This window comes from Streptomyces sp. MK7 (genome assembly GCF_032658145.1).
GTDB lineage: Bacteria > Actinomycetota > Actinomycetes > Streptomycetales > Streptomycetaceae > Streptomyces > Streptomyces spiralis.
Genome location: NZ_JAVACL010000090.1, coordinates 1 through 11,447, shown reverse-complemented (window position 1 = coordinate 11,447; position 11,447 = coordinate 1). Strand labels below are relative to the sequence as shown.

The 11,447-nt window shown below is 71.3% G+C and carries 8 protein-coding genes; 2 read left to right on the top strand and 6 right to left on the bottom strand.

Annotated elements, in window-relative coordinates; translation table 11 throughout:
- Positions 1 to 88 precede the first annotated feature (88 nt).
- The 4 genes from opcA to tkt are packed head-to-tail and all read right to left on the bottom strand — an operon-like array spanning position 89 to position 5,958.
- Positions 89 to 1,015 (bottom strand): glucose-6-phosphate dehydrogenase assembly protein OpcA, encoded by a 927-nt coding sequence (gene opcA, locus R2S09_RS39260; RefSeq protein WP_316746040.1) that lies wholly within the window; start codon positions 1,013 to 1,015, stop codon positions 89 to 91.
- A complete protein-coding gene (zwf, locus tag R2S09_RS39255; protein ID WP_316746038.1) occupies positions 1,012 to 2,697 on the bottom strand; it encodes a glucose-6-phosphate dehydrogenase in 1,686 nt (561 codons plus the stop codon). Before zwf ends, opcA begins: the two co-directional genes overlap by 4 nt.
- A complete protein-coding gene (gene tal, locus R2S09_RS39250) occupies positions 2,694 to 3,863 on the bottom strand; it encodes a transaldolase (protein WP_316746036.1) in 1,170 nt (389 codons plus the stop codon). Before tal ends, zwf begins: the two co-directional genes overlap by 4 nt.
- 19 nt (positions 3,864 to 3,882) lie before the next feature.
- Positions 3,883 to 5,958 carry a transketolase gene (tkt, locus tag R2S09_RS39245; RefSeq protein ID WP_316746034.1) on the bottom strand — a complete coding sequence of 692 codons (2,076 nt, stop codon included), beginning with the start codon at positions 5,956 to 5,958 and terminating at the stop codon, positions 3,883 to 3,885.
- A 166-nt stretch (positions 5,959 to 6,124) separates the two neighbouring features.
- On the opposite strand from tkt, the gene R2S09_RS39240 reads away from it, so the two are divergent.
- Positions 6,125 to 7,036: an AraC family transcriptional regulator gene (locus R2S09_RS39240; protein ID WP_316746032.1), complete on the top strand. Its 912-nt coding sequence runs from the start codon at positions 6,125 to 6,127 to the stop codon at positions 7,034 to 7,036.
- A 102-nt stretch (positions 7,037 to 7,138) separates the two neighbouring features.
- On the opposite strand, the gene R2S09_RS39235 is transcribed toward R2S09_RS39240, so the two are convergent.
- Positions 7,139 to 8,566, bottom strand: coding sequence for a glycoside hydrolase family 16 protein (locus R2S09_RS39235; RefSeq protein WP_316746030.1), 1,428 nt, complete (start codon positions 8,564 to 8,566; stop codon positions 7,139 to 7,141).
- A 286-nt stretch (positions 8,567 to 8,852) separates the two neighbouring features.
- Positions 8,853 to 9,698, bottom strand: a complete 846-nt coding sequence (locus R2S09_RS39230; RefSeq protein WP_316746027.1) for a hypothetical protein — start codon at positions 9,696 to 9,698, stop codon at positions 8,853 to 8,855.
- Positions 9,699 to 9,845: 147 nt separating this feature from the next.
- Between R2S09_RS39230 and R2S09_RS39225 the strand changes: the two genes are divergently transcribed.
- Positions 9,846 to 11,183 (top strand): 6-phospho-beta-glucosidase, encoded by a 1,338-nt coding sequence (locus R2S09_RS39225; RefSeq protein WP_316746025.1) that lies wholly within the window; start codon positions 9,846 to 9,848, stop codon positions 11,181 to 11,183.
- Positions 11,184 to 11,447: the final 264 nt, after the last annotated feature.

Genomic DNA, 11,447 nt, shown 5'->3' with positions numbered 1-11,447 from the left:
CTCGCGCAGATGCGGCTGCGAGCGGGCGCGGTGGTCCTCCAGGGCGGTCCACTCCGGTCGCCGGGTGAGCTCGGGGGTGTCGGGCATGTCAGACGGTCTCCTTGATGCCGGCGCCCCGCAGGGCCACGGCGTACATGTCGTCGGCGTCGAGGCGGCGCAGCTCCTCGGCGATGAGTTCGGAGGTGGGGCGGACCTTGAGGGCGAGGGTGCGCGACGGCTGGCCCGGCAGGGACAGCGTGGCCAGCGGGCCCTCGGGCCGGTCGATGGTGATCTCGCCGTCCGCGGTGCCCAGGTGCACGGAGGTCACGAACGGGCCGGGGCTGCGCACCCGGTCGGCCTTGACCCCGAGCCGCGCCTCCAGCCAGCGGGCCAGCAGCTCCGCGCTCGGGTTGTCCGCCTCGGCCTCGACGGTCGCCGAGGTCACCGCCACGCGGGCCTGGTCCAGGGCGGCCGCGAGCATCGAGCGCCACAGGGTGAGCCGGGTCCAGGCGAGGTCGGTGTCGCCGGGGGAGTAGTGGTCCGCCCTGGTCTGCAGGACCTCCAGCGGGCGCTCGAAGGCGTACAGGTCGGTGATCCTGCGCTGGGCCAGCGCGCCCAGCGGGTCCTCGGCGAGGTGGTCCGGCGCGTCGACCGGCCACCAGACGACGACCGGCGCGTCCGGGAGCAGCAGGGGCAGGACCACCGAGTCGGCGTGGTCGGACACCTCGCCGTACAGCCGCAGGACCACCGTCTCGCCGGTGCCGGCCTCGGAGCCGACCCGGACCTCGGCGTCGAGCCGTGAGTGGGTGCGGTCGCGCAGGGTGCGGGCGTGCCGCTTGATGACGACCAGGGTCCGCATGGGGTGCTCGTGCGAGGCGTCCTCTGCGGCCTTGATCGAGTCGTAGGCGTTCTCCTCGTCCGTGACGATGACCATCGTCAGGACCATTCCCACGGCGGGTGTGCCGATGGCGCGGCGTCCCTGCACCAGCGCCTTGTTGATCTTGCTTGCGGTGGTCTCGGTCAGGTCGATCTTCATGGCCTGCGCCAGCTCCGTCCGTCTCGTGCGAGCATCTCGTCGGCCTCCCCCGGACCCCACGTCCCCGACCGGTACCGGGCGGGCGTGCCGTTCTCGTCCCAGTAGGCCTCGATCGGGTCGAGGATCTTCCAGGACTCTTCCACTTCCTGGTGGCGGGGGAACAGGTTGGCGTCACCCAGGAGCACGTCCAGGATGAGGCGCTCGTAGGCCTCCGGGCTGGACTCGGTGAAGGACTCGCCGTAGGCGAAGTCCATCGTGACGTCCCGGATCTCCATCGAGGTGCCCGGCACCTTGGAGCCGAAGCGGACCGTCATGCCCTCGTCGGGCTGGACGCGGATCACGATCGCGTTCTCGCCCAGTTCCTCGGTGGCCGTGGTGTCGAACGGGGAGTGCGGGGCCCGCTTGAACACCACCGCGATCTCGGTGACCCGGCGGCCCAGCCGCTTGCCGGTGCGCAGATAGAACGGGACGCCCGCCCAGCGGCGGTTGTCGATCCCCAGCTTGATCGCGGCGTAGGTGTCGGTCCTCGACTTCTTGTCGATGCCCTCTTCCTCGAGGTAGCCGGGGACCTTCGCACCTCCCTGCCAGCCCTCGGTGTACTGGCCCCGCACGGTGTGGGAGCCCAGGTCCTCGGGCAGCCGCACCGACTTCAGCACCTTCAGCTTCTCGGTCAGCAGCGCCTCGGCGTCGAACGCGATCGGTTCCTCCATCGCGGTGAGCGCCATCAGCTGGAGCAGGTGGTTCTGGATGACGTCCCGGGCGGCGCCGATCCCGTCGTAGTAGCCCGCGCGACCGCCGATGCCGATGTCCTCGGCCATGGTGATCTGCACATGGTCCACGTACGACCGGTTCCAGATCGGCTCGTACATCTGGTTGGCGAAGCGCAGCGCCAGGATGTTCTGGACGGTCTCCTTGCCCAGGTAGTGGTCGATGCGGAAGACCTGTTCCGGGTCGAACACGTCGTGCACGATCCGGTTCAGCTCCCGGGCACTGGCAAGATCGTGGCCGAACGGCTTTTCGATGACGGCGCGCCGCCACGACCCCTTCGGCCCGTCCGCCAGCCCGTGCTTCTTCAGCTGCTGCACGACCTTGGGGAAGAACTTCGGCGGTACGGAGAGGTAGAAGGCGAAGTTGCCGCCCGTGCCGCGGGAGCCGTCCAGCTCCTCGACGGCCGCCTTCAGCTGCTTGAACGCCGTGTCGTCGTCGAAGTCACCGGGGATGAACCGCATGCCCTCGGTCAGCTGGTGCCAGACCTCCTCGCGGAAGGGCGTGCGTGCGTGCTCCTTGACCGCCTCGTACACCACCTGGGCGAAGTCCTGGTTCTCCCAGTCCCGGCGGGCGAAGCCGACCAGCGAGAAGCCCGGCGGCAGCAGACCCCGGTTGGCCAGGTCGTACACGGCCGGCATCAGCTTCTTGCGGGACAGGTCGCCGGTGACGCCGAAGATCACGAGACCGGACGGGCCCGCGATCCGCGGCAGCCGGCGGTCCAGCGGATCACGCAGCGGATTCACCCAGTCGGCGGACGGCGCGACGGGGACACGTACATCGGACGGCGCGGCCTGGGAGGGCGCGGCGTCCGGCGGCGCCGCCCCGGGGGCCGGCGCCTTGGGCTCTGCGGCGGCGTCCGGGGCGCGGCCCACGGTCGCGTCCGGCGCCACCGGCTCGGCGGGCTTCTTGCTCATTCCGCGTCAACTCCCTTGCTGTCCAGCGACTTCGTGACCGCGTCCAGCAGGTCCTGCCAGGCCGCCTCGAACTTGGCGACGCCCTCGTCCTCGAGCTGCTGCACGACCTCGTCGTAGGAGATCCCCAGCCGTTCGACCGCCGCCAGGTCGGCGCGGGCCCGCGCATAGCCGCCGGTCACCCTGTCACCGGTGATCGCGCCGTGGTCGGCGGTGGCGTTCAGCGTGCCCTCCGGCATGGTGTTGACCGTGCCGGGCGCGACCAGTTCGTCCACATACAGGGTGTCCTTGTATGCCGGATCCTTCACCCCGGTCGACGCCCACAGGGGACGCTGCTTGTTCGCTGCGGCGCCCGCCAGCGCGGCGAAGCGCTCACCGGGTGCGGTCGAACCGTCCGCGGATCCGAACACCTGCTCGTACTCGGCGTAGGCCAGCCGGGCGTTCGCGAGGGCCGCCCGGCCCTTCAGCGCCAGGGCCTCGTCGCTGCCCAGCAGGGTCAGCCGCTTGTCGATCTCGCTGTCGACCCGGGAGACGAAGAAGGAGGCGACGGAGTGGATTCGCGACAGGTCCAGGTCCGCGGCGCGCGCCTTCTCCAGGCCGGCGAGGTAGGCGTCCATGACCTCGCGGTAGCGCTCCAGGGAGAAGATCAGCGTCACGTTGACACTGATACCCGCTCCGACCACCTCGGTGATCGCCGGCAGGCCCGCCCGGGTGGCCGGAATCTTGATCATCACGTTGGGCCGGTCCACCAGCCAGGCCAGCTGCCGGGCCTCGGCGACGGTCGCCGCCGTGTCGTGGGCCAGTCGCGGGTCGACCTCGATCGAGACCCGGCCGTCCCGTCCGCCGGTCGCCTCGTACACCGGCCGCAGCACGTCGGCGGCGGCGCGCACGTCCGCGGTGGTCATCATCCGTACGGCCTCGTCGACCGTGACGCCGCGCACCGCCAGGTCGGCGAGCTGCTCCTCGTAGCCCTCGCCGGAGCCGATGGCGGCCTGGAAGATCGACGGATTGGTGGTGACGCCCACGACGTGCCGGGTCTCGACGAGCCCGGCCAGGTTCCCCGACTCGATCCGCCGCCGCGACAGGTCGTCCAGCCAGATCGACACGCCCTCTTCGGACAGGCGCTCGAGCGCTCCGGCGGTCGCGGTTGCTTCGCTCACAGTGATCATCTTCCTTGTCGCGTTCGGATCAGGCGCGCGCGGCGGCCAGCGATGCGCGGGCCGCGGCGGCGACGTTCTCGGGGGTGAAGCCGTATGCGGCGAACAGGGTCGCCGCATCGGCGGAGGCACCGAAGTGTTCGAGGGAGACGACGCGTCCTGCGTCACCTACGTAGCGGTACCACGTCAGACCGATGCCGGCCTCCACGGCGACGCGCGCCCGCACCGACGGCGGCAGCACCTGCTCGCGGTACTCGCGCGGCTGCTCCTCGAACCACTCCACGGACGGCATCGACACCACCCGTGTGCCGGTCCCCTCCGCCTCCAGCAGCTCCCGCGCGGCCACGGCGAGCCGCACCTCGGACCCGGTGGCGACGATCACCACGTCCGGGCTCCCGGTGGATGCCTCGTGGAGGATGTATCCCCCCTTGGCCGCGTCCGGGTTCGGCGCGTACGTGGGCACGCCCTGGCGGGTGAGCACGAGCCCGTGCGGGGCCGGACGGGTGGCGTGCCGCTTGAGGATCTCGGTCCAGGCGATCGCGGTCTCGTTGGCGTCGGCCGGGCGGACGATGTTCAGGCCCGGGATCGCGCGCAGCGAGGCCAGGTGCTCGACCGGCTGGTGGGTGGGGCCGTCCTCGCCCAGGCCGACGGAGTCGTGCGTCCACACGTACGTCACCGGCAGCTGCATCAGCGCGGACAGGCGCACCGCGTTGCGCATGTAGTCGGAGAACACCAGGAAGGTGCCGCCGTAGATCCGGGTGTTGCCGTGCAGGGCGATGCCGTTCATCTCCGCGGCCATGGAGAACTCACGGATGCCGAAGTGGATCGTCCGGCCGTACGGGTCGGCCTCCGGCAGCGGGTTGCCCTTCGGCAGGAAGGAGGAGGTCTTGTCGATGGTGGTGTTGTTGGAGCCGGCCAGGTCCGCGGAGCCGCCCCACAGCTCGGGCAGGACCGCGCCGAGCGCTTGGAGCACCTTGCCGGAGGCCGCGCGGGTGGCCAGCGACTTGCCGGCCTCGAAGACCGGGACGGCGTCCTCCCAGCCCTCGGGCAGCTGCCCCGCCACGATCCGGTCGAAGAGCTCGGCCCGCTCGACCTGGCCGGCGCGCCACTGGCCGAGCCGCTTGTCCCAGGCCGCGTGCGCCTCGGCACCCCGGTCCAGGGCCCTGCGGGTGTGGGCGAGCACGTCCTCGTCCACCTGGAAGGACCGCTCGGGGTCGAAGCCGAGGACCCGCTTGGTGGCGGCGACCTCCTCCTCGCCGAGCGCCGAGCCGTGCGCGGCCTCGGTGTCCTGGGCGTTCGGGGCGGGCCAGGCGATGATGGTGCGCATCGCGATGATCGAGGGGCGGCCGGTCTCGGCCTTCGCCGCTGTCAGCGCCGCGTACAGGGCGTGCACGTCGATGTCGCCGTTCGCGTCCGGCTCGATGCGCTGGGTGTGCCAGCCGTACGCCTCGTAGCGCTTCAGCACGTCCTCGGAGAAGGCGGTGGCGGTGTCGCCCTCGATGGAGATGTGGTTGTCGTCGTAGAGGAAGACCAGGTTGCCGAGCCTTTGGTGGCCGGCCAGCGAGGAGGCCTCCGAGGAGACGCCCTCCTCCAGGTCGCCGTCGGAGACGATCGCCCAGACGGTGTGGTCGAACGGGGAGGTGCCCTCGGGGGCGTCCGGGTCGAACAGACCGCGCTCGTAGCGGGCGGCCATCGCCATGCCGACCGCCATGGCGACCCCCTGGCCGAGCGGACCGGTGGTGGTCTCGACGCCGGCCGTGTGCCCGTACTCGGGGTGACCGGGGGTCTTGGAGCCCCAGGTGCGGAAGGCCTTCAGATCGTCCAGCTCCAGCTCGTACCCGGCGAGGTAGAGCTGTGTGTACAGGGTGAGCGAGGTGTGGCCGGGGGAGAGGACGAAGCGGTCACGGCCCGTCCACTCGGGATCGGCCGGATCGTGGCGCATCACCTTCTGAAAGATCGTGTAGGCGGCCGGGGCCAGGCTCATCGCCGTGCCGGGGTGGCCGTTGCCCACCTTCTGCACGGCGTCGGCGGCCAACAGGCGGGCGGTGTCGACGGCACGCCGGTCGAGCTCCGTCCACTCGAAGCTGTCGGTTGTCTGCTCGCTCATCTTCAAGAAGTCCTCGAAAGAAGCAGGATTGGTAGCCGGACGCGTTCGAACTTAAAAGTATGACTTTTTCCATGGAAGGTCTGTTCGTGTCAGGCTGTGGTGAAAGTGGGACACGACCTGCCGGGCGAGGCCGCCCGGCGGGCGACGAAGGCGGTACGAGAAGGACATGGCGGACGCAACCACCCAGGACGGTCCGGTCGCCGGGCACGGCGACGGAGAGGGAATCAGGACCTTCCCCTTCCCCGTCGACCTCAGCCTGCTCGGAGTCGGGCTGCAGATAGGCCCCATGGGCACCGAGCACACCTGGCACGCCGAGGCTCCTCTCCACCGAGTCCACCGCATCGACTTCCACATGGTCATGCTGTTCAGCGACGGCCCCGTGCGGCACATGATCGACTTCGCCGAGTACGAGGCCGCGGCCGGCGACGTGCTGTGGATCCGTCCCGGACAGGTCCATCACTTCTCCCGTGCGGGCGAGTACCGCGGAACCGTCCTGACCATGCAGCCCGGCTTCCTGCCCCGCGCCACGGTCGAGGTCACCGGCCTGTACCGCTACGACCTGCCGCCCCTTCTCCGCCCCGACGAGGCCCAGCGCGCCGCCCTGACCGCCTCGCTCGCCCAGTTGCGCCGCGAGTACGAGGACACCGAGACCCTCCCGCTGAGCCTGCACACCGCGGTGCTGCGCCACTCGCTCACCGCGTTCCTGCTGCGCCTGGCCCATCTCGCGGCCAGCTCCGCCCAGGCGGCCCGGGACCAGGCGGACACCACCTTCACCCTGTTCCGCGAGGCGGTCGAGCAGGGTTTCACCACCAACCACAGCGTCAGCGCCTACGCCGACGCCCTCGGCTACTCCCGCCGCACCCTCGTCCGCGCGGTCCGTGCCGCCACCGGCGAGACCCCCAAGGGATTCATCGACAAACGTGTCGTCCTGGAGGCCAAGCGCCTGCTCGCCCACACCGACCTGCCGATCGGCCGGGTGGGCGCGGCCGTCGGCTTCGCCGACGCCGCCAACTTCTCGAAGTTCTTCCAGCTGCGCACGGGGCAGACACCGGTGGCCTTCCGGGCGGAGCTGCGCTGAACGCACAGCGCCGCGCGCGGGAACGGGGCCGGCCCGTACAGGGCGCGCAGAGGCGAGGGGCCCCACGCGTGCGCGTGAGGCCCCTGTGTGCCGGGGTGACGGTCAGTGGCCGAAGTCGAACCAGTTGACGTTCACGAAGTCCGCCGGCTGGCCGCTGGTGAAGGTGAGATAGACGTCGTGGGTGCCGGTCACCGCGGAGATGTTCGCCGGGACCGTCCGCCATGACTGCCAGCCACCGGTGTTGGCCACCGCGAAGCTGCCGACCGGGGTGCTGGTACGGCTGTCCAGACGCACCTCGACCAGCCCGCTGACCCCGCCCGCGGCGCCGCTCGCGACCCGGGCGTAGAACTGCTTCGCCGCCGTCGAGCCGAAGTCGACGCCCTTGTAGAGCGCCCAGTCGCCGTTCGCGATCGACCCGATGTCCTGGCCGCCGCCGCTGTCCGTGGTGGACTCGATGTTCACGCCGCTCTGGCCGTCGTAGGACTCGGCCTGTACGGGGCTGTAGGCGTCGCGGTTGCCGGAGGGCGGGGGAGTGGTGCCGCCCCCGCCGCCCGAGGACTGGAGCACCTGGACGTAGTCCACCACCATCGGGTGGCCGGGCTCGGTGCCGCCGTCCGGGCCGCCGCCGAACGCGCCGGGGAAGCCGCCGCCCATGGCCACGTTCAGGATGATGAAGTAGCCGTGGTCGGTGGCGTTCGCCCAGGTCGTCGCGTCGACCTGATTGGCCTTCACGGTGTGGAAGTTGACGCCGTCGAGGTAGAAGCGGATCTCCTCGGGGCTGGTCGACCGGTCCCACTCCATCGCGTAGGTGTGGAAGCCGGCCTGGCAGGTGGTGCCGGCGCAGGAGGTGGAACCGCCGATGCCGGACGTCTCGTTGCAGGGGCCGCCCGGGTTGGTGCCGCAGTGCATGGTCGCCCAGTCGGTGTTCAGGCCCTGGACGTTCTCCATGACGTCCAGCTCGCCGACGCCCGGCCAGTTCTGGTAGTTGCCGCGGAAGGGCGAACCCAGCATCCAGAAGGCGGGCCAGTAGCCCTTGGCGGCGGCACCGGTGACGTTCGGCATCTGGATCCGGGCCTGCACGCGCAGCTTGCCGCCGGCCGGCGGCTGGAAGTCGGTGCGGGTGGTCTCGATACGGCCCGAGGTCCAGTGGCCGGAGGCGTCCCGCCGCGGGGTGATGAGCAGGTTGCCGTTGCCGTCGAGCGAGACGTTGCTGGTGGAGGAGGTCATCGACTCGACCTCGCCGGTGCCCCAGTTGGCGGCGCCGCCCGGATACGAGGTGCCCGTGTCGTACAGCCAGTCGGCGGTGTTGACACCGGAGCCGGCGGAGCCGTTGAAGTCGTCGAGGAAGACCTGCGACCAGCCCGACGGTGGCGTGGGGGCGGAGGCGTTCGCGGGCAGTGTCGCGACGGTCGCCGCGGCCGCCGCCAGGCCCAGCGTGCCCAGGACCGCGACGAGCGCCCGCCGCACGGAGCGCCGTCTGCGATGGGCGCCGGCACGTATGCCGGCGGATGTGCCGGAGGGTTCACTCATGGGGGGTGCCTCTCGGTACGGAGTGGTGGGATCGGAGAGTTCTGAGAGCGCTCTCAAGCGGTGCGCGCCGCCAATGTGCTCCCGGGCACCCCAATCGTCAAGAGTTAAAGCAAGGAAAGTCCTTCACAGGCACGGGAGTTCAGCTGATGAAGGCGGAGATTTCCGGGTTGTTCCCGGGGCCCGGGGGGCGGCGCCCGGTACACCCGGGCGCCCCCGACGGAGCCTGTGCCCCCGTGCCCGGCCACGCGGAGGAAGCACGCGTGGCCGGGACGGTGAGAGCGGTCGCCTACTGCAGGCGGTACGCGTAGACGGTCGTCGCCACCTGGCACACGCCCGGTGAGACGACCTCGGCGCGCAGGGTGCCGCGTGCCGCGTCGTAGTCGACACCCTCGGCCTCGAACGTGCCGCTGCACACGCTGCGCTGCGGCAGCGCGAACAGGCTGGTGACACGGCCGGTGACGGGGCCGCCGTCCAGCCGGTGCGTCAGGTCCACCTGGAGCAGCGGCCGGTCCTCGGGGAAGAGTTCCTTCGAGCCGTCGTCCGAGGCGCACAGCAGCCGCGTGTCGTTGACGAAGTCGCAGCCCTGGATGTCGCGTACGGGCTTGTCGAGCGTGATCTGCGGGGCCTGCGGCAGCGCACCGCCCGTGCCCGGGGCGGCCGCGTTGAGCAGGGGGGCCGGAAAGACCTGGAGCCGGTTCTGATCGCCCCACTCGCCCGACACCAGCCACTGGCCGTCCGGCGAGACGGAGGCGAAGGAGTTGTTGAGCTTCTCGCCCGCGTCGAGCTTGTGGACGTACTCGTAGCGCTTTCCGGACGGGGTGGTCACCGCGAACATCTTGGACGTCGCCGTGTCCGGGCCCTGATAGGCGTCGAACACGTATCCCTGCGCGATGTCCGGGTCCCCGACGTGGTTCCAGCCCTTGATGCGCAGGTCCAGCGGGATCGAGCCGAGCCCGCGGTGCAGCAGCGAGCCGTCCGCGCGGCTGGCGAGCCCCTGCCCGCCGCTGAGCGAGTCGACGTACGCCGTGCCGGTCTCCTGCCAGACCGGCACGGCCGCCGACGCCGGCGACGTGGCCGCACCGAGTGTGACGGCCGCGGCTAAGGCGGCCGGGGCGAAGAGTTGACGTCTCATCAGGTACCTGCCGAATCGACAAAGGTGAGGATGGCGTTCGCATGGAACCATGGGGCGGGCCGTCCGTCACCGTTTTCGGGAGGCGTCACAGGTGAACAGTAGGGTTCCGGGAGGGGGCGAGGCGGCGGTGTCGGGAAGGGTGCGAGGGTGAGGCTGACGATTCTGGGCGGCGGCGGATTCAGGGTGCCGCTCGTGTACGGGGCACTGCTGGGCGACCGTGCCGAGGGCCGGGTCACCGAGGTCGTCCTGCACGACCTCGACGCCGGCCGGCTGAACGCGGTGAGCCGGGTGCTGGCCGAACAGGCCGCCGGGGTGCCGGACGCGCCCGGGGTCCGCGCCACGACCGACCTGGACGAGGCGCTGCGCGGCGCCGGCTTCGTGTTCTCCGCGATCCGCGTGGGCGGTCTGGAGGGCCGCGCCCACGACGAACGGGTGGCGCTCGCGCACGGCGTGCTCGGGCAGGAGACGGTCGGCGCCGGCGGCATCGCCTACGGCCTGCGCACGGTGCCCGTCGCCGTCGACATCGCCCGCCGGGTAGCCCGTCTCGCGCCCGAGGCCTGGCTCATCAACTTCACCAACCCGGCCGGACTGGTCACCGAGGCCATGTCCCGGCACCTCGGCGACCGTGTCATCGGCATCTGCGACTCGCCGGTGGGCCTCGGCCGCCGTATCGCCCGCGTACTCGGTGTGGACCCGGCCACGGCGTGGATCGACTACGCGGGCCTCAACCACCTCGGCTGGGTGCGGGGGCTGCGCGTCGCCGGCCGCGACCAGCTGCCGCGCCTGCTCGCCGACCCCGCCCTGCTCGGCTCCTTCGAGGAGGGCCGGCTCTTCGGCGCGGACTGGCTGCGCTCTCTGGCCGCGATCCCCAACGAGTACCTGCACTACTACTACTTCAACCGCGAGACCGTGCGCGCCTACAAGGACGCCGCTCAGACCCGCGGCGCGTTCCTGCACGGCCAGCAGGCCCGCTTCTACGAGGAGTTGCGGGACCCCGGCGCCCCGGCGCTCGACACCTGGAACCGCACCCGTCACGAGCGCGAGGCCACCTACATGGCCGAGAACCGCCGGACGGCCGGCGCGGGGGAGCGGGAGGCCGAAGACCTCTCGGGCGGCTACGAGAAGGTGGCCCTCGCCCTGATGCGGGCCATCGCCCGCGACGAGCGCACCACACTGATCCTCAACGTCCGCAACCGCGGCACCCTGTCGGCGCTGGACGCCGAGGCCGTCGTCGAGGTCCCCTGCCTGGTCGACGCGGGCGGCGCGCACCCGGTGTCGGTAGAGCCGCTGCCCGGCCACGCCACCGGCCTGGTCTGCGCGGTCAAGGCGGTCGAGCGCGAGGTGCTCGCCGCCGCCGAGTCCGGCTCCCGCGAGACGGCGGTGAAGGCCTTCGCGCTGCATCCGCTGGTCGACTCGGTGAACGTGGCCCGTGGGCTGGTCGAGGACTACATGGGGGTCCACCCCGGCCTGGCGTACCTCAAGTAGGGGCGGCCTGCGGTGTCTCGGGGAGCGCCGGCCCGGCGCATCTCAAGGAGCCGCGCGCCGTGACACGCGTCGGGGCGGCCGGTCGCTCCCCCGTCGGCGACCGGCCGCCCCGACCCCCCGTGATCCCCCGTCTCCCCGTTGGGCGTCCCCCGTGTTCCCGTCGCCCTCACCCTTGAGAGTCGTCGGAACGGGCCTTGATACACCCCGGACAGAAAAACCCGCAGAAAAAATCCGAGCCGGCCGCCACACAGGTGCGACATCGAG

Bases quoted from the DNA above. Each gene is read 5' to 3' on its own strand.
- opcA (WP_316746040.1), bottom strand. From the start codon at position 1,015: ATGAAGATCGACCTGACCGAGACCACCGCAAGCAAGATCAACAAGGCG.
- tal (WP_316746036.1), bottom strand. From the start codon at position 3,863: ATGATCACTGTGAGCGAAGCAACCGCGACCGCCGGAGCGCTCGAGCGC.
- R2S09_RS39230 (WP_316746027.1), bottom strand. From the start codon at position 9,698: ATGAGACGTCAACTCTTCGCCCCGGCCGCCTTAGCCGCGGCCGTCACA.
- R2S09_RS39240 (WP_316746032.1), top strand. From the start codon at position 6,125: ATGGCGGACGCAACCACCCAGGACGGTCCGGTCGCCGGGCACGGCGAC.
- R2S09_RS39235 (WP_316746030.1), bottom strand. From the start codon at position 8,566: ATGAGTGAACCCTCCGGCACATCCGCCGGCATACGTGCCGGCGCCCAT.
- zwf (WP_316746038.1), bottom strand. From the start codon at position 2,697: ATGAGCAAGAAGCCCGCCGAGCCGGTGGCGCCGGACGCGACCGTGGGC.
- tkt (WP_316746034.1), bottom strand. From the start codon at position 5,958: ATGAGCGAGCAGACAACCGACAGCTTCGAGTGGACGGAGCTCGACCGG.